This window comes from Longimycelium tulufanense, assembly GCF_014645795.1.
Lineage (GTDB): Bacteria > Actinomycetota > Actinomycetes > Mycobacteriales > Pseudonocardiaceae > Longimycelium > Longimycelium tulufanense.
The window spans coordinates 33641-55441 of record NZ_BMMK01000012.1; the positions used below are offsets into that span (position 1 = coordinate 33641).

Sequence of the window (21801 nt, forward strand, 5' to 3'; positions counted from 1 at the left end):
GTTGCCCGGCCGCACCGAATGAGGGGCGACAACCACGTGTTACTGGAGACCTCGACGCGGCGGCTCCACCACTCCACCGATCTGGTCGAGGTGCTCGATCCCACCCTGGTCGCACGGCGGATCAGCCAGCTGGCCGCGACCGCGACCATGATGCGCAGCACGGTTGGCGGTGGCGACGAGCAGCAGGACCGGGACCAGACGGCACTGCCCGAGATCACACCGGGGAAAGTGAGTCATGTTCTGATCGACCCGATCGCGGCAAGGTGCTTCGCGCTGCGCTCCCGGTTCGCCGATGCGGCACCGGGGATGGTGCGTGTCCGGGTCCACCCGGACCCGTTGCACCGGATAATTCTGTTCGACGACCGGTACGCCGTGGTTCCGTTGGCCGGTGTGGGCCTGGGGGGCGGCGGGTTGTTGCTGCGTCACCCCCTGACCACCCCGTGGCTCCACCTGTTCACGCAGCTGTGGGCCAATTCCCGGCGATTCCCACCAACATTTCACGAGAATTCCGGCCTCACCGCCAGGGAGCAGCAGGTGGCGAGCCTGCTCGTGCGGGGCGCGACCGATCACCAGGTGGCGTCCCGGCTGGGTGTGAGCGCACGGACCGTGCGTACCGTGGTGTCCGGGCTGCAACAGCGCTATGGCACCAACTCCCGGATGGCGTTGGGTTTCCGCCTCGCCGGATGCGGTGTGTTGTCGCCCGATGGCACGCCGGCAGGCACGGCGGGCCCATGATCTGCCCCCGGTTGCGGTGCCGGAATTTCTTGGCGCCGCAATCGGTTCGGACGTCCTACCCGCACCTCTCGGTTTGACGTACCCCTGTCCTGCAGGTCATACCACGATGGCGTCCCCTGCGCAGCCGGACAGGGCGGGACCGGCTGCGCCCGGTCTAGGGGGCCGGAAGGCCGACGACCGGAGTCTCGGTCCGCGAGGCCCGGGGTTATCCCACCGCCTCGGCCAGCGAGAGGCCGAACAGGCCCTTCTCGTCGGTCCAGAACCGGCGTACCACGAACCCGGCCGCGGCCAGTTCCTCCCGCACCCGTTCCGGCCGGAACTTCGCGGAGACCTCGGTCCGCATCTCCTCCCCTGCGGCGAACGAGATGTCCAGGGCCAGCACGTCCAACCGGACCCGCATGTCGCGGCGGGCACGCAGCCGCATCTCGATCCACTCCCGCTTCGCGTCCCACACCGCGAGGTGGTCGAAGGACGACACGTCGAAGTCGGCCGACAGCTCGCGGTTGAGCACACGCAACACGTTGCGGTTGAACTCCGCGGTCACCCCGGCCGGATCGTCGTACGCGCGGAGCAGGACCTCAGAGTCCTTGACCAGGTCGGTGCCCAGCAGCAGGAACTCCCCGGAGCGCAGCAGGTCCCGGAGTCCCTTGAGGAACGCGGCGCGCTCCTCGGGTAACAGGTTACCGATCGTGCTGCCCAGGAAGGCGACCAGCCGCCGCCCGTCAGCCGTGGGCAACGCAAGATGCTCGGTGAAGTCGGCGACGACAGCGTGCACAGCCAGCCCGGGATACTCCGTGGCCACCGCGTCCGCCGCACCGCGCAACGCCGATGCCGACACGTCCAACGGCACGAAACCGCGCAGCCGACCACCGACGGTGAGGGCGTCGAGCAACAGCCTGGTCTTCGCCGAGGACCCCGAGCCGAGCTCGACCAGTTCCACCGCCTCGGTCAATGCGGCGACCTCAGCGGCGTGCGCGGTGAGCGCGGCGCGCTCGGCGCGCGTGGGGTAGTAGTCCGGCAACGTTGTGATCTGTTCGAACAGCTCACTGCCGCGCGCGTCGTAGAACCACTTGGGGGACAACCACTTCGGATGGTCGGTGAGCCCCGCGCGAGCCTCCGAGCGCAGAGCGGTCGAGGCGTCGGCTTCGGTGAAGTGCACGGTGAGCAGCGGTTCGGTCATCTCGCTCCCGTCGTCGGGCCGCCGGCCGCCTCGGCCAGCGGGCGGAGATCCACTTCGGACGGTCGGGCGAGGACGAGGTGACGGTCCGGTACCTCGGTCCAGGCCGGATCGTCGTCGCCGGGTTCGGAGCTGACCTCCACCCGGCCCGGGCCCACCCGGGTCCACAGCGAGTGGGTCCACGTCGTCGCCACGATCTGTTCGGAATCGGTGAGGAGCAGGTTCAGCCGCGACATCGGCGACGCCTCCGCCACGTCCGCAACCAGGCTCGTCACCGCCTCGGCCGGGTCCGCCCCCTTGCGGAGCCGGTGCCGCAACAACACCCACAACAACGCCGAGTCCATCGGCGCGTCCATCGTCAGCAGGTTGGCGACCGGCACCTCACCGGCGAGGTGGGCCACCGACTCCGGCCAGCCCCGGACCACTCCGTTGTGCGCGAACAGCCACCCGTCGTCGGAGAACGGCGCAGCGGCCGTCTCCACCACGGGCATGCCGATGGTCGCCGACCGTACCGAGGCCAGCACGGCCGGGGAACGGGTCACCTCGGCCAGTGCGGCGAAGTTCACGTCACTCCACATCGGACGGTCGACGCGATACCGCACGGGTTCCCGGCCATCGGGCGGATACCAGCCAACGCCGAAACCGTCGGCGTTGACGGTCCCGCCGCCGCGCATGTCGCCGGGTGCCCACGACTGTCGCAACAACGAGTTACTTGATTGCAGCAACAACTCAGCCAGGGACACGGGTGGGCCGAGGTACGCCAGATGCCGACACACGTGACTTACTCCAGCTCACCCGGGCGCGGGTCGCGGGCACAGCGGAACCCGCAGAAGATCTGCCGGCGGATGGGGAAGTCCCAGTTGCGGAAGGTACCGCGACAGGCCGCACCGTCGGTGCCGAACGACCCGCCGCGCAGCACCTTGTAGCGGGGGCCGAAGAACACCTCCGAGTACTCGCGGTACGGGAAGGCGACGAACCCCGGATACCCGTGGAAGTCGCCGCTCGTCCACTCCCACACGTCACCGATGAGCTGGCGCACTCCCAGCGGTGAGGCACCCTCGGGGTAGCTGCCGGCCGGGCTGGGGCTCAGGTGGCGCTGGCCGAGGTTGGCGTGCTCCGGGGTGGGATCGGCGTCGCCCCACGGGTAACGTTGGGACCGTCCGCTGGCCGGGTCGAAGCGGGCCGCCTTCTCCCACTCCGCCTCGGTGGGCAGCCGCTTCCGCGCCCATCGCGCGTACGCCTCCGCCTCGTAGTAGCACACGTGCAGTACCGGCTCCTGCGGCGGAACCCGCTCGACGCGGCCGAACCGGGTGCGCCACCACGTGCCGTCGGTATCGCGCTCCCAGAACTGTGGCGCGCCGAGCTCGGCGCGTTGCCGGTGTGCCCAGCCCTGCTCGCTCCACCACCGGGGATCGTCGTACCCACCGGCGGCGAGGAACTCCATGAACTCGCCGTTGGTCACCGGCCTGGTGTCGAGGAAGAACGGCGGAACGTCCACCGTGTGCGCCGGCCGCTCGTTGTCCAGTGCCCAGGGCTCGGTCGAGGTGCCCATGGTGAACGGGCCGCCGGGAACCAACACCTCGCCGGGCAGGCTACGCACATCGGCCGGGGCGGACGGTGGTGCTGGCGCGTCGAGCGCGGGTGAACCGGTGCGGAGCTGGTGCGTGGCCAGCATGGTCTCGTCGTGTTGCTGCTCGTGCTGGACGATCATGCCGAAGGCGAACGCGTTGTCGACCAACCTCCTGCCCTCCAACGGAGCCCGGTCGAGGATGTCGAGCACCTTGTCCCGCACTTCGGCGACGTAGTCACGCGCCTCCGTGGGGCCGAGCAGGGGTAGGTCGGGTCGTTTGCGCCGAGGATGCTTGAAGGCGTCGTAGAGCTCGTCGATATCGCACCGTACGGGCGCCCGCTCGCCGACGTCCCGGACGAGCCAGAGCTCCTCCTGGTTGCCGATGTGCGCGAGGTCCCACACCAGTGGCGACATCAGCGGCGAATGCTGGCGGACCAGGTCGGTCTCGTCGACGGAGTCGGTGAGTAGCGCGCTTCGCGCCCGGGTGCGTTCCAGCTCGGCGGCCACGTGCGCGCGCAGCCGTTCGGTCGGCATGTCCTCCAGTGCCATCGGCCTACCCCTTCCACGGGTCGGAGCCCGCCCCTCGGGTCGGTCGGAACTTCTCCTGCAACCGGTCGAGCACGTGCTCGGCCAGGTCGGTCGGGAGCTTCATGGCGGGCAACGCGGCCGCCGTCACCGCGTACAGGTCCCGCGCGGTACGGGCCAGCACGGGGTCGGCCATGCCGTGCCGGGCCGCCTGTACCCAGCGCGAGCCGGCCGGTGCGGCCACCCGCAACACCTCGTCCACAGTGGACTCTTCGGCGAACAGCGTCACCAACGTCACCAGCGGCACCACCCACTCGGTCAGCGGCTGGGTGTCCAGGTAGCGGACCTCGAGGTATCCGCGCGGCCGCACCGGTGTGAACAATGTGGTGAGGTGGTAGTCGAGGTCGTCGACGGTCGGCGGGGTCACCAGGGCACCGGCGATCCAGTCGGCGAAGGTGATGCCCGGCGGGGCGTGCCACGGCCCGTCCGGCCGCCGCACGCAGACCAGCGGGGTGTTCACCACCCGGCGCGCCCAGCTGGTGCCCGGATCCTGCGGGCTGAGCACCGCCGGCCTGGTCCGGGGCGGGTCGGTGCCGAACAGGGCGGCCATCCGGGCCGACGCCCATCCGGTCCGCACACCCGCGCGCACGGGCGAGTTGGCGAAGGCGGCCGTCAGGACCGGGCCGAGCACGTGGATCGCGGCCCACCGCGCCGGCACCCGGGCGGTCTCCCCCGCGTCCAGGCAGACCTGCAGCCCGGCCGTGCTGCACATCATGATCATGCCGTCCGGTCCGATGCGGTCGAAGGCGGTCTGCATCGCGTCATAGCGGGGGGTCATCAACAGCCGGTTGGGTGGCCGGTGCGGGTCGATGCCGCGCTCGCCGAGGAACAACCCGGCCGCGCGCAGCAGCCCCGCCAGCTCGGCGGTGTCAGCGGTGACGGCGTCGATGAGTCCGGTCAGCGTGGGATGGGGCCGGCTGGAGACCTCGACCTGGCCACCGGGCTCGAGGGTGACCAGGGAGCCGCTCGACAGCGGGCGGTGTGGGCTGTCCGGGACGAGGGTCGTGGGTGTGTGCGGGCCGAGGGCCTTGGCCAGCACGGCGGCGTCGAGGGGCCGGCGGGGGTCGTCGATGTGGTGCACGGTCCACTCCAGCTCGACGCCGACCAGCCGCGGAGGGCCGTGCTTGAAACAGACGGAGGCGACGTAGCCTTCCGCCTCCGCCCGGGTGCGGAGCCGACGTGACCCGGCACCGGCGGCGTCGGCGGCACGCAGCGCGGTCACGCCACCACCCCCTGTGATCGGTTCGCCCGACGCTACACAAACTCGCGGAGTCTGTGCACCCCTCCGACAAGTGTGCGCCCCACCGTTCGATACCGCCCGCGAACGCACGCGCGCACCCGAGCTGTCCCCCACCCGACCTTTCTTGGTGGGGACTGAAACCACGGAACCGAGGATGGGTGCGGGTTCCCCCAAGACGTACGTACGGATTGCATCTTGCGGGCCCGCCTGGGACGATCGACGTGTGCCCCGGGTGAGCCAGGACCACCTCGACGCGCGCCGCCGCCAGATTCTCGACGGTGCGCGGGCCTGTTTCGCCCGCCACGGGTACGAGGGCGCCACGGTGCGCCGCCTGGAAGAGGCTACCGGGCTCTCCAGGGGTGCGATCTTCCACCATTTCAGGGACAAGGAGACGTTGTTCCTCGCGCTCGCCGAGGACGACGCCCGCCGGATGGCCGACGTCGTGGCGGAGCAGGGCCTGGTCCAGGTGATGCGTAACCTGCTGGCCGAGCACTCCGAGCCGGTCGGCGAGCACCCGGCGGACTGGCTGGGAACCCGACTGGAGGTGTCCCGCCGGTTGCGGACGGATCCGGACTTCCGGGCGCGCTGGGCCGAGCGCTCCGAGCAGCTCACCGCGGCCACCCGGGCCCGGTTGGAGCGGCAGCGCGAGGCCGGCAAGCTGCGGGACGACGTCGAGGTCCCGGTGTTGACCGCGTATCTGGAACTGGTCATGGAGGGCCTGGTCTCGCACCTGGCCATGGGCCTACCCGCGGACGACCTCGACCCCGTCCTCGATCTCGTCGAGGAGAGCGTACGCCGGCACCGGCGTTCCGGCTGAAATCCGCCCCGACAAAGACAGTCCACCCACCGCAGCGTCTTCCCGCCACGGTTCCGGTTCTCCCCGACCAACCTTCATCCGGCGCCAGGGATGGAAACTCGCGCGGTAGCCGGCCCTTGATGGTCAGATGACAGCCTGCGGAGCATTTCCGACCAGGGGAGCCAGTTTTGGCGATCGAGGCACCGGCCCGAACGCGCGGCGTGCCCCGGTATCTGTTCGCGGCCGGAGCGACCCGGCTTGCGGACGACATGGCCCCGCTCGCGGTCACGTCCCTCATGTTGCGACGCGGTGATCCAGCGGTGGCCGGGATCACGCTGTCGGCCTACACGCTGCCCGCCGTGTTGTCCGGGCCGGTCGTCGGCGCCTGGCTGGACCGGACCCGGCACCGCCGACTCGCCCTTGGTGCCAACCAGATCGTGCTGGCGCTGGTGGCGTTGGGGTTACTGCTCTTCGCCGGCCGGAACCCATGGGTTCCCCTCGGGCTCGCCGCGCTGGCGGGTGCGGGAATCCCCCTGACCAGTGGCGGTTTCAGCAGCCTGCTACCACGGCTGGCCCCTCCGGAGTCGCTGCCTCGGGTCACGGCGTGGGACGCCGCGACGTTCAAGGCCGCCGCGATCACGGGGCCGGCACTGTCGGGAACGTTCGCAGCCATCCTCGGCCCCGAGACGGCCATGGTGGCGATCGCGGGATTCGCACTGGCCGGCTTCCTCGGAACGGGCCTGCTCCCGGTGACCGTGGATCGGACCGACAACGACGCGCGTCCGGGGATCCTGGCCGCCGTCCGTAACGGAATCACGCATTTCTGGTGCACACCTCCACTGTTCGGCGCCACGCTCACGACCATGCTGGGCTTCGGCGCCGTGGGAATGCTGGCGATCACACTCCCTTCCCTTTGCACGTGACGAGGTTGGGCGGCGAGGAGGGCGTCGCGGGGCTGGTCCTGGCCGCGCTCGAAATCGGTGCGCTCGTCGGCACGCTGGCCGTGGCGCCGCGGTTGGCGGAAAGCCGACCGGAGCGCGTGGCGTACGTCGGAACCGCGCTTTACGGGCTGGGGCTGATGTTGTGACCCTTCGCGCCGTCCGTGCCGCTCCTCGCCTCCTGCGCCCTGATCGCCGGGGTGGCCGAGGGACCGACACTGCCCGCACTCATCCGAACACGACAGCGGTACACGCCCGGCCGCCTGCTCGCCCAGGTCTCGACGACCGGCGCGGGCCTCAAGATCGGCGCCGCCACCCTCGGCTCGGCCACGGGAGGTTTCCTCGTACCTGTCTGGGGAAGCGGACCGGTTCTGATTCTGGTGGCGATTGCGCAGGTCGCCGCGGCAGCGGTGGGCTGGGTGGTCATGCGCGCGCGTGCGTACCCGCCGTCTGCTCCTACGATCGCCGAGTAGACAGTTTGTCTCCCGAGCCGTCCGGAGTCTCCTTGTGATCGTCACCGTCACGCTCAACGCCGCGCTCGACACGACCTACACCGTCGACGAGCTGGTGCCGCACTACTCGCACCGGGTGCGACAGGTCCATCACCGGGCCGGTGGGAAGGGCGTGAACGTCGCGCGGGTGCTGGCCGAGCTGGGGCACCCGACGGTGGTGACCGGGCTGGCCGGTGGCCCCACCGGCGCGGCGATCCGCGGTGGCCTCGGGTCCCGGCTGGTCGACGCGTTCGTGGAGGTTCCCGGCGACTCCCGGCGGACCGTCACCGTCGTCTCCGCCGCGGTCGGGGACGCCACCGTCTTCAACGAGCCGGGTCCGGCGGTCCCCGCCGAGGCATGGGCGTTGTTCATGGAGCGCTTCGCCGTGTTGGCCCGCGACGCCTCCGTTGTCGTGCTGTCCGGGAGTCTGCCGCCGGGCGTGCCGGACGACGCCTACGCGGAGCTGGTGCGCAGCGCCGCCCAGCACGGCGCGAGCACCATCGTCGACGCTCAGGGCGAGCCGTTGCGGCTCGCCCTGACGGCGCGGCCCGACGTGGTGAAACCGAACGCCACGGAACTGCGCGGCACCGCCTGCACCGACGATCCCCTCACCGGCGTGCACCGACTCCGCCAGGCCGGGGCCCGCACGGTCGTCGCCTCCCTCGGCGACAAGGGCCTGCTGGCCGTCACCGACGGGCTGGCCATGCGTGCGGTCCCGCCCGAGCGCATCGCCGGCAACCCGACGGGTGCCGGGGACGCCTGCGTGGCCGCGCTGGCCGTGGGTCTGGCCGAGGGCGTGCCGTGGCCGGAGCTGTTGCGGGAGGCGGTCGCGCTGTCCGCCGCCGCGGTGCTCCACCCGCTGGCCGGCGGGTTCGACGCTGCGGCCCGGACCAGGTTCCGGCCGGTGGTGCGGGTCGAGCCGCTGGGTCCGGTCTGCGACGGCGCGCCCGCCTGACGCCGCCCGTCTATTCGGTGGATGGTTCCAGGAAGCCGTGGTCGCGTTGTGCGGTGGGCATGAGCGCGTACTCGACCACAGTGACCTCGGGCGGCTGGGACAGCACGTGCAGCACGGCCCGGGCGACCTCGGCCGGGTCGAGCCCGAGCTCGGCGATGCGTCGGGCCAGCGCCGCGCGCCACGGGCTGTCCGGCACGTCGTCCAGGATCGGCGTCCGCACCAGCCCCGGCGCGAGCGTGGTGACCCGCACCCCACGCGGCTGGAGCTCCATCCGCAACGCCTCGCCGAGGGCGTGCAACGCGAACTTGGTGGCCGCGTAGACCCCGCTGCTCGCCCCGGCTACCCGACGGCCCGACATGGATGAAACAGTGACGACGCTGGGCGCCACCCCCGCGAGGAGATGGGGCGCGGCCGCCTTGGTCACGGCGAGCGTGCCCACGACGTTGACGTCGAACAGCCGGCGCCACACCGCCGGGTCGGTGCTCAGCGGCAGCCCGGACCAGGTGATCCCGACGGAGTTGACCAGGGCATCCAGCCCGCCGAGCTGGTCGGCGGCGGTGTCCACCGCGGCGGCCACCGCGGGGTGGTCGGTGACGTCGGCGGGAACCGGCACGGCACCGATCTCCTCGGCGAGGGCGGACAGCAGGTGGGCCCGTCTGGCGAGCACGGCGACCGAGGCGCCGGCGGCCACCGCCGCCCGCGCCACCGCCTCGCCGATGCCGGAGGATGCCCCGGTCACCAGGATCCGCCGGCCCTGCAGAGATCGGTCGGTCAGGGATGCCATCTGGCCAGGCTAGGACGGGAGCACCCGGCAACCGCGATCATGACGCGGTGCCGGGCAGGGCAACCACCCGGTGGTGCGGCATCCACCCGGCGAAAAAGGTGAACATTATTCACCCTCCTGGGTCTTACGCCGTTCCGACCACGGCGCGATCGTGGATACGGGTGGTGCCGGTGCCGCCCGGACCGCCCCGTCAAGGGAGGTGGCGATGACGGCCAGCACCGGGTTCCGCATGGCTCTGTCGCTGTTCACCGCCCGCGGGGCGATCTGGACCTACGCGCGACTCGGCGATCCGGTCGCCCGGGTGCTGCAGCCCGGCACCGACCCGCTGCCGCGGTGGTACGACGCGGTCCGTCAGGCGGGCCCGGTGGTGCGGAGTCGGTTGGGCCTGTGGGCGAGCGCCAGCTACCCCGTGGTCAGCGAGGTGGTTCGGGACAACCGCTTCGGCGTGGTACCGCTGCCGGAGGACCCGTGGACCCGGCTGCGGCCACGCGAGGCGCTGTCCACCGATTCGTCCATCCACCCGATCAACGACTCGTTCCTGTCGAAGGATCCGCCGGACCACACCCGGCTCCGTCGACTGGCGGCACCATGGTTCACCCCGCGTGCCTTGCGGGAACGCGTAGGACGGGTGGAGCAGGTCGTCGAGCGGGACCTGGACCGCCTGGACACCTCACGGCCCATCGACCTCATCACCGAGTTCGCGGTGCGGGTCCCGATCCAGGTCATCTGCGACCTGCTCGGCATCGCCGAGCCACAGCACGAGCGGTTCGCCCGGTGGGGTCAGGTCCTCGGGCGGACCCTCGACGGGGTACGTACGGTCCGCGAGCTGCGGTGGCTCCAGCAGACCGTGGCGGAAATGGGCACGTTCTTCGACGAACTGCTTGCCCACAAACGACAACACCCCGGCGACGACGTGATGAGCGACCTGCTGGCGGCGCGGGTCGACGGTGCGCCGGTGGGGCCGGCGGACCTGGTCGCGACCACTCAACTCCTGCTCGTCGCCGGCTTCGAGACGACCGTGAACCTGATCGGCAACGGGGTGCTCACCCTGCTGTCCCATCCCCGGGAGAAGCAACGGTTCCTGGCAAACCCCGACCTGGCCGACAACGTGGTCGAAGAAGTGCTGCGTTACGAGTCGCCGGTGCAGTTCACGATGCGCGTGGCCAAGGAGGACGTCACGCTCGCCGGTACGTTGCTGCGCCGCCACACACCGGTCCTGTTGCTACTGAGCGGGGCGAACCGGGATCCGGCTGTGTTCGCCGACCGGAACCGCTTCGACATCGGACGGGAGAACGCCCGCGACCACCTGTCGTTCTCCGGCGGGATTCACTACTGCCTCGGAGCGGGCCTGGCGCGGATCGAAGGTGCGGTGGCGCTGCGGGCGTTGTTCCAACGATTCCCCGCGCTGGAGCTGGCCGGCGCGCCACGGCCCCGCTCCTCGCGCCTCATCCACGGCGTCGGCAGCCTCCCCGTCCGGTGCATCGCCGGCCGCCGCGAGGTCCTGGCCTAGTCGCCGTCTTGTCGGTGTCAGAGGGGTTACGGGGCGTTATGGGGGCTTCCTGCACAACGGGCCTGGACCGCCGCCACGGTCCGGGTGTGTGGCCGGAACGACTAGTCGCTCTCCTCAGCCGGCCGGCGCCTCTCCAGGCGCACCACGCCGGAGTCGAGGTCGAGCGGGTCTGCACCGGCCTCGTACTGCCCCCGCCGGTAGAGCAGCGACCACTCACGGTGTTCCCGCTGGTGCCGCGCACCCGACGAGAACAGCTCTCCCAACCACATGGGGCCAAGGTACGCCGTAGCGCACCCTGGCCCCACGGGTCAGAAGGCGGCTCAGCCCACGCCGTGCATCAAGCCCCTGATCCGCTTCGCCCCAATCCAGACCAGGACGGCGAGCGCCACCGCGCAGGCACCGAGGATGCCGAAGTACGGCAGCTCGTTCTCCGGGGAGTAGAACGGCACAACCTGCGCCGCGATGCCGTAGCCGGCAGCGGTCGCGAGGAACCACATCGCCATCATCTGCGAGGTGAAGGCCGCCGGGGCCAGCTTGGTCGTGGCGGATAGGCCCACCGGGGACAGCAGCAGCTCGGCCACGGTCTGGATCCCGTAGACCAGCAGCAGCCACAGCGGGCTCACCTTGCCGTCGGTGATGACGGAGACAAGGGCCAGCACGGCGAACGAGCTGCCGACCACGGCCAGCGACATGGCGAACTTGCGCGGGGTCGACGGCTGCCGGTCACCCAGCCTGATCCACACCCAGGCCACCAGCGGCGCGAGCACCATGATGAACAGCGGGTTCACCGACTGGAACCAGGACGCGGGGATCTCGAACCCGGCCAGGTTCCGGTCCACCCGGCCCTGCGCGTAGAGGTTGAGGACGTTCGCCGCCTGCTCGAAGATCAACCAGAACAGCACCGCCGCAAGGAACAGCGGGACGTATGCCTTGAGCCGGTCCCGTTCCACGTTCGTCGTCTTCGGACTGCGCATCATCATCGTGAAGTAGGCGATTGGCAGCAGCAGCGACGCCAGGCTGATGACGTCGGTGACGCCCTTGGCGTCAAGGCGCCCCAGGAAATACAGCGCCGCACCGACGACGACCAGCACGACCGCGGCGAGCCCGAACCGGGCCAACGCCTTGCTCCGCTCCTCGGTGGTGAGCGGGTTCGGCGGGGTCGCACCCGCGCCCCTCAGGTGTCGCCCGCCCAGCCTGTACTGGACCAGGCCGAGCGCCATACCGACCGCGGCCGCGCCGAACCCGAGGTGCCAGTTGATCTCCTCGCCGAGGTAGCCGGTGATGATCTGGCCGGCGAACGAACCGATGTTGATCCCCATGTAGAAGATGGAGAAGCCCGCGTCACGACGCCGGTCCTGCTCGCTGTAGAGCCCGCCGACGACCGCGGAGATGTTCGGCTTGAGCAGGCTCGTACCGAGGATGATCAGCAGCAGACCGAGGTAGACGGTGGTCGCGCCGAACGGCAGCGCCATGCAGATGTGCCCGGCCATGATGAGCACGCCGCCGTAGAAGACCGACCGCTGCCCACCGAGGATGCGGTCGGCGAGCCATCCGCCGACCAGCGCGGACATGTAGATCGCCGCCCCGTAGACGCTGACCAGTGAGCTGGCCAGCCCCTTCTCCATCCCCATGCCGCCGTCGGCCACCGAGGCGGTGAAGAACAGCACGAGAATGGCGCGCATCCCGTAGTAGGAGAAGCGCTCCCACATCTCGGTGAAGAACAGGGTGGCCAGCCCGCGTGGGTGCCCGAAAAAGCCCCGATCCTCGCTGACCGGGGCCGCGCTCGCCGTAGCGCTCACGTTGAGTTGCCCTTCTTTCCCCTCGACCGCGCGTCCGGGGGTTACCGTCCGCGCACGACGGCCGGAGGCTACGCCGGTTTTGGTAGCACTCCGAAACCAAACAAGGGCCGCCGTGGTCTACACCACACCCTCCCGGCGGCCGCTCGCTCCAGGGTCGGTGCGCGGTCCGATCCGGACAATGTTGTACTCGTCACATGGATCTCCTGACGGCGCACGAACGGGCCCTCGGTGAGTTCGGCCGTCGGGTGCACGCGGTCGGGGACGAGCAGTGGCCGGCGCCGACGCCGTGCACCGAGTGGACGGTGCACGACCTGGTCAACCACCTGGTCTCCGAACAGTTGTGGGCGCCGTGGCTGCTGCGCGGGGCGACGCTGGCCGACGTCGGTGACCGGTTCGACGGTGATCAACTCGGCTCGGACCCGGTCGCCAGTTGGGACCGAGCCGCCTCCGGCGCCGGGGCGGCTTTCCGGCAGCCGGGGGCACTGGACGGACAGGTCCATACCAGTTCCGGGCTGCTCCCGGCGAGCGAGTACGGCTGGCAGATGACCATCGACCTCGCGGTGCACGCCTGGGACCTGGCCCGCGCGGTCGGCGCCGACGAACGGCTCGACGAGGAACTGGTCCAGGTCGTCTACCTGGTCCTGCGCCCACAGGCGGAGTCCTGGCGGGCCGCCGGCGTCTTTGCGCCGGCGGTGACGGTGGCGGGCTCGGCCGATCTGCAGGCCAAGCTGCTCGCGCTGGCCGGGCGCGAGCCCGCGCCGAAGCACTGAGGACGCGGGAAAGACGGGCCTCGACGAGCTGATCGACTGGTCGTTGGCGCCTAGGATTCGGCCTGTCCGCTCCGGAGGACGTGGTGCTCCCGGTGCGTGCTCGCGCGGGCGAGGTGACACCGCTTGCGGGATCTGCTCACGTGGCCCCCGGCCGGAAGGCGGGTAACCGCTATCCGGAACGCGCAAGCGGCAACCCGCACAGACGGTGAAGCGGGAGGAAGTCGGGGTGCCCGGCCACCCGAACCGGGGCCGGACGGCATCGTCAACAACCGCCGGTGACCAGGGCAACCTACCGGCGCCGGCCGAGGCACCGGGGGAATTCACTCGGCCAGTCGCCCGCTACAACCTGACTGGGGCTTTCTTACGGGAGATCGTCCTCCTTCCTTACTCCCCGTATACACTGATGCGTACGAACAACCGCAGCTCAAGGAGTGACACGTTCCGTGTGCGACGCCCAGTCGCCAGGTTGCAGTAGCGAGCCGGGATCACCCGGCTGCCATCCTGACCCGGACACCGACCTGGGGAGCATTCGGTGACCGGGGTCCTTCTCAGCGTGCTCGGCCTGCTTGCCGTCGTTCTGCTCACTCTCGGCACCGCCATCTTCGTCGCGGCCGAGTTCTCCCTGACCGCGCTCGAGCGCAGCCAGGTCGACACGCACGCCCAGCGGGTCGGTGACTGGCGGGCGCGCAGCGTCCGGCAGGCGCACCGCACCCTGTCCTTCCAGCTTTCCGGTGCCCAGCTGGGTATCACCATCACCACGCTGGTCACCGGCTTCATCGCCCGGCCGGCCATCGCGCGGCTGCTGGAGCCCGGGCTGACCCTGATCGGTCTGCCCCGGGCTGCTGCCGAGCCGGTCTCGCTGGCGGTGGCCCTGCTGCTGGCCACCGGGCTGTCGATGGTGTTCGGCGAGCTGGTGCCCAAGAACCTGGCCATCGCCCGGCCGCTGGCGACCGCGCGTGCGGTCGCCGGGATCCAGGCGGCCTTCTCCACCGCGTTCCGCTGGTTGATCAACGCGTTGAACAACGCCGCCAACTGGATCGTGCGCCGGATGGGTATCGAGCCGGCCGAGGAGCTGCGGTCCGCGCGCTCACCCCAGGAGCTGGGGTCGCTGGTGCGGGCCAGTGCCGCGCACGGCACGCTCGACCCGGGCACCGCCACCCTGCTCGACCGTTCGCTGCGGTTCGTGGAGCGCACGGCGAGCGAGCTGATGACGCCGCGCGTGCGGATGGAGACCTTGCGGGCCGACGACACCGTGCTGGAGTTGATCGAGGCCACCCGCCGGACCGGCTACTCCCGCTTCCCGGTGCACGCCGGTGACCTCGACGACATCAAGGGCATCGTCCACGTCAAGCAGGCGTTCGCCGTTCCGGTGGCGCAGCGCGGCACCACCCCGGTCTCGGCGTTGACCCGCCCGGTGCCAACGGTGCCGGAGACGCTGGACGGGGACGCCCTGCTGGACCGGTTGCGCGGTTCCGGCCTACAGATCGCCGTGGTCGTCGACGAGTACGGCGGGACCGCCGGGCTGGTGACCCTGGAGGACGTGGTCGAGGAGATCGTCGGCGACGTGCGGGACGAGCACGATCCGCTGGAGGTCTCCCCGGTTCGGCCGCTGGGCCGGCACAGCTGGATGGTGTCGGGCCTGCTGCGCGGGGACGAGCTGGCCGAGGCGACCGGGTTTCGGATCCCCGAAGGTGACTACGAGACGCTCGCCGGGTTCGTGGTGGCCCGGCTGGGCCGCATCCCCATCGTCGGCGACGAGGCGCGTTACGCCGGGTGGCGGCTGACGGTCATGCGCATGGACCGGCACCGCGTGGCCGAGTTGCGTGTCGCGCGCGTTGCCGACCTCTCGGCCACTCCGCCCGAGCAGCGGCGACCGCGGGAGACAGTGCAATGAGCGATCTGGTCTCGCTGACGATCGCGGTGCTGTTGCTGGCGGCCAACGCCTTCTTCGTGGGCGCGGAGTTCGCCCTGATCAGTGCGCGCCGGGACCGCCTGGAGGCGTTGCTCGAGCAGGGGCGCCAGCGGGCGCGGACGGTCATCCGGGCCGGCGAGAACATCTCGCTGATGCTGGCCGGCGCCCAGTTCGGCATCACGGTCTCCTCGCTGGGGCTGGGTGCGCTGGGCGAGCCGGTGATCGCCCACCAGATGGAACGGTTGCTGCACCCGTTCGGCGTGCCGGGCGCGGTGGTGCACCCGCTGGCCTTCGTCATCGCATTGGCGATCTTCTCCGTGGCGCACATCGTGCTCGGCGAGATGGTGCCCAAGAACATCGCCATCGCCGGCCCGGAACGGATGGCTTTGCTGCTCGTGCCGCCGCACGTGGCGGTGGTGCGGCTGGTGCGACCGTTGATCGCGTTGTTCAACCTGATCGCCAACGGCACGCTGCGGCTGTTCGGAGTGCGGCCCAAGGACGAGCTGGACACCGCCTACACCAGTGCGGAGCTGGCGGAGATGCTGGGGGAGGCGCGGCGGGAGGGCCTGCTCGACGAGCCGGAGCACCGCCGGCTGGCGCAGACGCTGTCGTCGGCCGGCCGCACGGTCGCCGACGTGCTGGTCCCGGTCGACCGGCTGACCACCGTGCCGGACCGGCCGACCGTGGGCGACGTGGCGCGGGCGGTGTCGGAGACCGGCTTCTCCCGATTCCCGCTGCGCACCGGCGACGGCCGGCTGGTCGGCTACCTGCACGTCAAGGACGTGCTGGAGCTGGCGGGTGCGGACCCGGTGACGCCGGTCCCGCGGACCAGGGTCCGGGGCCTGCCCGAGCTGCCGGCCGACGCCCGGCTGGACGAGGCGCTGTCGGCGTTGCGCCGCTCCCGCAGTCACCTCGCCCGCGCGGTGGGGCCGGACGGTGAGCTGCGCGGTGTGGTCGCGCTGGAGGACCTGCTCGAGGAGTACGTGGGGACCGTGCGGGACGGCACGCACGTCAACGGCCAGCGGCGCTGACGCACGGGTGCCCGGTCACCCGTTGGCGTCGGGCCACCGTACGGTGGTGGGGTGGTGGTGTCGGACCTGCTCACTCCCAAGACCGACCGCCGTGCCGGTCCCGTCGTCCTGGTCGAGGCGACCTGGCGCGCGCGGCGGGACGAGCACGTGCGGCGGATGCGTCGGTGGACCGAGCCGCACCTGCGCCGCCGGGCCGACGGCCAGAAGCATCCGGTGCTCGACTTCCTCTTCACCTACTACTCGCACCGCCCGGCACGCCTGGAGCGGTGGCACCCCGGGCCGGGGGTCGTGCTCGCCGGGGAGTCCGCTCGCGAGTACCTGGGCTGGTCGGGCTACCGCGAGGTGGCGGCGGGGGTCGAGCTGGACCCGGACGCGTTCACCCCGAACCGGCGGCGCACCGCCGAGTTCGTGCTGGCCCTGCTGACGGCGACCGCCGCCCGCCCGCCCCGGCTGGGCTGCTTCGGCCTGCACGAGTGGGCCATGGTGTACCGGTCGTCGCAGGAGGAGGTCCGGCACGCCGGGTGGCCGCTGCGGCTCGGGTCGAGCGGGACCGACCGGGTCGTGGAGTCGTTGCCGATCCGGTGCAGCCACTTCGACGCGTTCCGGTTCTTCACCCCGCCCGCCCGGCCGCGCAACACGCTGCAGCCGACGCGGCAGGACCAGCTCCGGCTGGAGCAGCCGGGCTGCCTGCACGCCAACATGGATCTCTACAAGTGGGCCTACAAGCTCGACCCGTTCGTGCCCTCGGAACTGGTGGCCGACTGTTTCGAACTCGCCGTCGGGGTACGGGAGCTGGACATGCGGGCGAGTCCCTACGACCTCACCGCCCTGGGGTATTCGCCGGTGCGGATCGAGACCGTTGAGGGGCGGGCCGAGTACGCGCGGCAGCAGGCCGACTTCGCTGAGCGCGCCGCGCCGCTGCGTGCCCGGCTGGTCGAGGTGTGCCGTGCGCTGCTGGCATACGCGAGGTGACGGGCGACGAGCATTGCAACGCGCGGCGAGAGGGCGCACAGCGAAGCCCGACGGCGAGCGATTCAACACCGCCGTGAGCCACACGACACCGGTGCTAACTGAATGTAAGCACGATTGACCACATAAGATCCCCTGTTAGCGTGATACGCCGGGAATCCGGGTCGATCCGCCGGCCCGATCACCCGCAACGACTACGGCGTGCAGTCAGGCCGCCGGTTGCAGGCAAAGGGAGCGTCCGATGGGTCGACACCGCGCGCTGGGCTCCGCGAGCCGCCGCGGGGTGGCCGGCTGGCCGATCGCGGTGCTCGGCCTCGTGCTGCTGGTCGTCGTCGGCTGGCTGGGCTGGAGCTGGCTCGGCGGGCTGCTGGAACGCCGGGCCGCGGCCGAGGCGGGCACCTGCGTGGACGGCGAGGCGACGCTGACCGTGGCGGTCACCCCGGGCGTGGCCGAGCCGGTCCGCCGCGCGGCCAGCGAGTGGGCCACGAAGCGTCCGGTCATCCAGGACCACTGCGTGACCGTGCGGGTCACCGAGGCCGAGCCCAAGGCGGTGCTCGACGGGTTCACCGGAACCTGGGACGAGGCGAAGCTCGGTCCGCGCCCCGATGCCTGGCTGCCGGACTCCACGTTGTGGGTCGACCGGCTGGCCGCACAGGACGGCAATGCGGTGGCCACGCAGCCGGAGTCGGTTGGCACCAGCCCGGTGCTGCTCGCGGTCCCGGACGCCGGGGCGCAGCCACTAGTCGGCGGTGACAAGGACCGGTTCCGCTGGGCCGACCTCCCTGGGCTCACCGCCGCCCCCGACGGTTGGAACCGGTTCGGCAAGCCCGAGTGGGGCCGCTTCACCGTGGCCGTCCCGGACCCCGCCGCCAACCCCGCGAGCCTGTTCGCGGTGGGGGCCGCGCTCGCGGGTGCCGGGCCGAACGCCGCGGGACCCCTGACCGCCGACGTGCTGGGTTCGCAACCGGTCTCCGACGCGCTGAGCCAGCTCGCGAAGGCGCAGCCGGCTGAGGTTCCCGGCACCACCCGGGACGCGCTGGTCAAGTTGGCCGAACAGAAGGACATGGCCGCTACCCCGTTCGTTGCTGTCCCGGCCACCGAGATCGATCTGTACCGGCGCAACATCGGTGCCGACGGCGCGCCGCGCCCGTCCATGCCGCTGATCGGCCTGCTGGCCGATGGGCCGAGCCCGGTCGCCGACTTCCCGTTCGTCGGCCTCGCCAGCTCCGGCGGGCAGGACGACGAGGTGCAGCTGCGCGCGGCCCAGAAGTTCCGCGAGTTCCTGCGGGAGGACGCCCAGCAACGGCTGTTCGCGTCGGCCGGCCTGCGGGTGCGCGCCACCGCCGACCACCCCACCTCCTCCCCCGGCCTGCGCTGGCAGCCCCTGGGCACACAGGTCCCTGCACTCCCCCGGGACGTCGCCGAGCAACTCCCCAAGAGCTGGGCCGAAACCGCCACGCACTAGGCGCCGGGGCAGGCGCTTTCGGGTGGATCCCGGTCACCCGGCAATCCTGTCTCTGCCAACCCGCCACGAAAGAACGCGCCCACCGGCATTCCGCCGGCGGGCGCGTTCGTGGTTTCCGATGTGGTCAGATCCGTCCGGTCAGCTCTCGTAGGCCGACAGCGGCGGGCAGGAGCAGACCAGGTTGCGGTCACCGCGGGCCTGGTCGATCCGCCGCACCGCCGGCCACGCCTTGGGCTTGTCGAGCCCGGCGGGGAAAGCGGCCTCCTCCCGCGTGTACGGGTGGTCCCACTTGCCCGCCAACGACGCGGCGGTGTGCGGCGCGTTGCGCAGCGGGTTGTCGTCTGCCGGCCACTCGCCCGAGCCCACGCGGTCGATCTCGGCCCGGATCGCGATCATGGCCTCGCAGAAGCGGTCCAGCTCGGCCAGGTCCTCGCTCTCGGTCGGCTCGACCATGAGCGTCCCGGCCACCGGGAACGACATCGTGGGTGCGTGCAGGCCGTAGTCGGCCAGCCGCTTGGCCACGTCGTCCACGGTCACGCCGGTGGCCTTGGTGATCGGCCGGAGGTCGAGGATGCACTCGTGGGCCACGAAACCACCCGCACCGGTGTAGAGCACCGGGTAGTACGGCTCGAGTCGCCTGGCCATGTAGTTCGCGGCGGCGACCGCGGTCAGCGTGGCCTTGGTGAGCCCCGCACCGCCCATCATCCGGACGTAGGCCCAGGAGATCGGCAGGATCGACGCGCTACCCCACGGGGCCGCGGCGATCGGTCCGACACCGGTCTCCGGGCCGGCCGCCGGCTGCAGCGGGTGGTTGGGCAGGAACGGCGCCAGGTGCGCACGGACACCGATCGGGCCGACACCGGGACCGCCGCCGCCGTGCGGGATACAGAAGGTCTTGTGCAGGTTCAGGTGCGAGACGTCGGAACCGAACTTGCCGTACTGGGCCAGACCGATCAGCGCGTTGAGGTTGGCGCCGTCGACGTAGACCTGGCCCCCCGCGTCGTGCACCAAGCCGCACACCTCGCGCACGGTGTCCTCGTACACGCCGTGCGTTGAAGGGTAGGTGATCATGATCGCGGCGAGGTCGTCAGCGTGCGTCGTGACCAACTCGCTCAGGTGGTCGATGTCGATATTGCCGTTGTCGTCGCACCGCACCACGACCACACGCATGCCCGCCATCACCGCGCTCGCGGCGTTGGTGCCGTGCGCGCTGGAGGGGATCAGGCAGACGTCACGGCCGGACTCGCCGCGGCTGCGGTGGTACGCGCGGATCGCCAGCAGGCCGGCGAACTCGCCCTGGCTCCCGGCGTTCGGCTGCAGGCTCACCGCGTCGTAGCCGGTGATCTCGGCCAGCCACCGCTCCAGGTCGGACACCACCTGGAGCAGCCCGGCCGCGTCCTCGGCGGGGGCGAACGGGTGCAGCTCGGAGAACTCCGGCCAGGTGATCGGCTCCATCTCCGCCGTGGCGTTGAGCTTCATCGTGCACGAGCCCAGCGGAATCATGCTGCGGTCGAGCGCGATGTCGGCGTCCGCCAACCGACGCAGGTACCGCAACAACGCGGTCTCGGACCGGTGCTGGTGGAACACCGGGTGAGTCAGGTACTCCGAGGTGCGGCGCAGCTCCGGCGGGATTGCGTCGGCGGTGTCGCCGTCCAGTCCGTCGACATCACCGACCGTGACGCCGAAGGCCCGCCAGACCAGCTCCAGGTGCTCCCGGGTGGTGGTCTCGTCGCAGGAGATCCCCACATGGTCGGCATCGACCGCGCGCAGGTTGACGCCCAGCTTCCGGGCCGCGGCCACCACCTCATCCGCGTGGCCCGGCACCCGGGCCACCACGGTGTCGAAGAAGTCGCCGTGCGCGACCTCGACACCGCCCTCGCACAGCCCGGCGGCCAGGACGGTCGCCATCCGGTGCACTCGGGTCGCAATCGTGCGCAGCCCCTCAGGGCCGTGGTAGACGGCATACATCGCGGCCACGACAGCGAGGAGCACCTGTGCGGTGCAGATGTTGCTGGTCGCCTTCTCCCGCCGGATGTGCTGCTCGCGGGTCTGCAGTGCCAGCCGGTAGGCGGGGTTGCCGTCGGCGTCGACGCTCACGCCCACCAGCCGGCCGGGCAGCTGCCGCTCCAGGCCCTGGCGGACCGCCATGTACCCGGCGTGCGGGCCACCGAAGCCCATGGGCACCCCGAACCGCTGCGTGGTGCCGATCACGACGTCGGCCCCGATCTCGCCGGGCGGGCGGAGCAACGTGAGCGCCAGCAGGTCGGCGGCGACCACGGCCATCGCCCCGCGCGCGTGCGCCTCGGCGATGACCGACTCGTGGTCACGCACCACGCCGGAGTCACCGGGGTAGGACAGCAACACGCCGAAGAAGTCCTCGCCCAGGCCGAGGCCCTCCAGCCCCTGCGACAGGTCGGCGACGACGATCTCGATGCCCAGCGGCTCGGCGCGGGTCTGCAGCACCGCGAGGGTCTGGGGCAGCGTGTCGGCGTCCACCACGAACCGCGCCGACCGGGAGCGGCCGGCCCTCCGCACCAGGGTCATCGCCTCGGCCGCGGCGGTGCCCTCGTCCAGCATCGAGGCGTTGGCCACCGGCAGTCCGGTGAGGTCGCCGACCACCGTCTGGAAGTTCAGCAACGCCTCCAGCCGGCCCTGCGAGATCTCCGGCTGGTACGGCGTGTAGGCGGTGTACCAGGCCGGGTTCTCCAGGACGTTGCGCAGGATCACCGGTGGCGTCACGGTGCCGTGGTAGCCCAGGCCGATCATCTGCACGGCCCGGCGGTTGCGGTCGGCCAACGTGCGCAGCTCGGCCAGCGCCTGGGCCTCGCTGGCCGGCTCGGGCAACGCCATGGTGAGCCCGCGTTCCCGGATGGCCTCCGGTACCGCGCGATCGGCCAGCTCGGCGAGCGAGCCGACCCCCACGGTGGACAGGATCCTGGCCAGCTCGGCGGGCCGCGGGCCCACGTGGCGGTCGACGAACGGGGTGCCGCTCTCCAGCTCGGCCAACGGGGTGTGGCCGGCTCGGAGCTGGTTGGTCGCCTGCGTCATGTTGCGCCTCCGGCGTCGGGGGACGG

20 protein-coding genes are annotated in these 21801 nt (G+C 71.3%); 12 read left to right on the forward strand and 8 right to left on the reverse strand.

Features of this window, described 5'->3' with window-relative positions; genetic code table 11:
* Positions 1-18: 18 nt before the first annotated feature.
* A complete protein-coding gene (locus IEY55_RS14240; RefSeq protein ID WP_189057967.1) occupies positions 19-735 on the forward strand; it encodes a helix-turn-helix transcriptional regulator in 717 nt (238 codons plus the stop codon).
* Positions 736-940: 205 nt separating this feature from the next.
* On the opposite strand, the gene egtD is transcribed toward IEY55_RS14240, so the two are convergent.
* The 4 genes from egtD to egtA are packed head-to-tail and all read right to left on the reverse strand — an operon-like array spanning position 941 to position 5289.
* Positions 941-1915, reverse strand: coding sequence for an L-histidine N(alpha)-methyltransferase (egtD, locus tag IEY55_RS14245; protein ID WP_189057969.1), 975 nt, complete (start codon positions 1913-1915; stop codon positions 941-943).
* Positions 1912-2688, reverse strand: coding sequence for an ergothioneine biosynthesis protein EgtC (gene egtC, locus IEY55_RS14250; RefSeq protein WP_189057971.1), 777 nt, complete (start codon positions 2686-2688; stop codon positions 1912-1914). Before egtC ends, egtD begins: the two co-directional genes overlap by 4 nt.
* 5 nt (positions 2689-2693) lie before the next feature.
* Entirely contained in the window at positions 2694-4031 is a 1338-nt protein-coding gene (gene egtB, locus IEY55_RS14255; protein WP_189057973.1) for an ergothioneine biosynthesis protein EgtB, read from the reverse strand.
* A 4-nt stretch (positions 4032-4035) separates the two neighbouring features.
* A complete protein-coding gene (egtA, locus tag IEY55_RS14260) occupies positions 4036-5289 on the reverse strand; it encodes an ergothioneine biosynthesis glutamate--cysteine ligase EgtA (RefSeq protein WP_189057975.1) in 1254 nt (417 codons plus the stop codon).
* Positions 5290-5530: 241 nt separating this feature from the next.
* Here egtA and IEY55_RS14265 point away from each other — a divergent pair, with 241 nt between their 5' ends.
* From IEY55_RS14265 to IEY55_RS14285, 5 genes are all read left to right on the forward strand, one after another.
* Entirely contained in the window at positions 5531-6124 is a 594-nt protein-coding gene (locus IEY55_RS14265; protein ID WP_189057977.1) for a TetR/AcrR family transcriptional regulator, read from the forward strand.
* A gap of 167 nt (positions 6125-6291) precedes the next feature.
* On the forward strand, positions 6292-7026 hold the full coding sequence (locus IEY55_RS14270) for an MFS transporter (RefSeq protein WP_189057979.1): 735 nt from the start codon (positions 6292-6294) through the stop codon (positions 7024-7026).
* Positions 7023-7190: a hypothetical protein gene (locus IEY55_RS14275; RefSeq protein WP_189057981.1), complete on the forward strand. Its 168-nt coding sequence runs from the start codon at positions 7023-7025 to the stop codon at positions 7188-7190. Before IEY55_RS14270 ends, IEY55_RS14275 begins: the two co-directional genes overlap by 4 nt.
* 15 nt (positions 7191-7205) lie before the next feature.
* Positions 7206-7514: a hypothetical protein gene (locus tag IEY55_RS14280; protein WP_189057983.1), complete on the forward strand. Its 309-nt coding sequence runs from the start codon at positions 7206-7208 to the stop codon at positions 7512-7514.
* A gap of 34 nt (positions 7515-7548) precedes the next feature.
* Positions 7549-8487 (forward strand): 1-phosphofructokinase family hexose kinase, encoded by a 939-nt coding sequence (locus IEY55_RS14285; protein WP_189057985.1) that lies wholly within the window; start codon positions 7549-7551, stop codon positions 8485-8487.
* 10 nt (positions 8488-8497) lie between these two features.
* Here IEY55_RS14285 and IEY55_RS14290 read toward each other — a convergent pair whose 3' ends face one another.
* Positions 8498-9271 carry an SDR family oxidoreductase gene (locus IEY55_RS14290; RefSeq protein ID WP_189057987.1) on the reverse strand — a complete coding sequence of 258 codons (774 nt, stop codon included), beginning with the start codon at positions 9269-9271 and terminating at the stop codon, positions 8498-8500.
* Positions 9272-9476: 205 nt separating this feature from the next.
* Here IEY55_RS14290 and IEY55_RS14295 point away from each other — a divergent pair, with 205 nt between their 5' ends.
* The gene (locus IEY55_RS14295; protein WP_189057989.1) at positions 9477-10781 is read left to right on the forward strand and encodes a cytochrome P450; all 1305 of its coding nucleotides are present in this window, start codon (positions 9477-9479) and stop codon (positions 10779-10781) included.
* Positions 10782-10882: 101 nt separating this feature from the next.
* Here the strand turns inward: IEY55_RS14295 and IEY55_RS14300 are convergent, their stop codons facing one another.
* Positions 10883-11050, reverse strand: coding sequence for a DUF6191 domain-containing protein (locus IEY55_RS14300; protein ID WP_189057991.1), 168 nt, complete (start codon positions 11048-11050; stop codon positions 10883-10885).
* 51 nt (positions 11051-11101) lie between these two features.
* A complete protein-coding gene (locus IEY55_RS14305) occupies positions 11102-12580 on the reverse strand; it encodes a peptide MFS transporter (protein WP_189057993.1) in 1479 nt (492 codons plus the stop codon).
* A gap of 194 nt (positions 12581-12774) precedes the next feature.
* Between IEY55_RS14305 and IEY55_RS14310 the strand changes: the two genes are divergently transcribed.
* The 5 genes from IEY55_RS14310 (at position 12775) to IEY55_RS14330 (ending at position 18727) form a co-directional block, all read left to right on the forward strand.
* Positions 12775-13350, forward strand: coding sequence for a TIGR03086 family metal-binding protein (locus tag IEY55_RS14310; protein WP_189057995.1), 576 nt, complete (start codon positions 12775-12777; stop codon positions 13348-13350).
* A gap of 532 nt (positions 13351-13882) precedes the next feature.
* On the forward strand, positions 13883-15244 hold the full coding sequence (locus tag IEY55_RS14315) for a hemolysin family protein (RefSeq protein WP_189057997.1): 1362 nt from the start codon (positions 13883-13885) through the stop codon (positions 15242-15244).
* The gene (locus IEY55_RS14320) at positions 15241-16293 is read left to right on the forward strand and encodes a hemolysin family protein (protein ID WP_189057998.1); all 1053 of its coding nucleotides are present in this window, start codon (positions 15241-15243) and stop codon (positions 16291-16293) included. Before IEY55_RS14315 ends, IEY55_RS14320 begins: the two co-directional genes overlap by 4 nt.
* 156 nt (positions 16294-16449) lie before the next feature.
* Positions 16450-17265 carry a 3-methyladenine DNA glycosylase gene (locus IEY55_RS14325; protein WP_229686397.1) on the forward strand — a complete coding sequence of 272 codons (816 nt, stop codon included), beginning with the start codon at positions 16450-16452 and terminating at the stop codon, positions 17263-17265.
* A 238-nt stretch (positions 17266-17503) separates the two neighbouring features.
* On the forward strand, positions 17504-18727 hold the full coding sequence (locus IEY55_RS14330; RefSeq protein ID WP_189058000.1) for a substrate-binding domain-containing protein: 1224 nt from the start codon (positions 17504-17506) through the stop codon (positions 18725-18727).
* Positions 18728-18865: 138 nt separating this feature from the next.
* Here the strand turns inward: IEY55_RS14330 and gcvP are convergent, their stop codons facing one another.
* Positions 18866-21775 carry an aminomethyl-transferring glycine dehydrogenase gene (gene gcvP / locus IEY55_RS14335; protein ID WP_189058002.1) on the reverse strand — a complete coding sequence of 970 codons (2910 nt, stop codon included), beginning with the start codon at positions 21773-21775 and terminating at the stop codon, positions 18866-18868.
* Positions 21776-21801 lie beyond the last annotated feature (26 nt).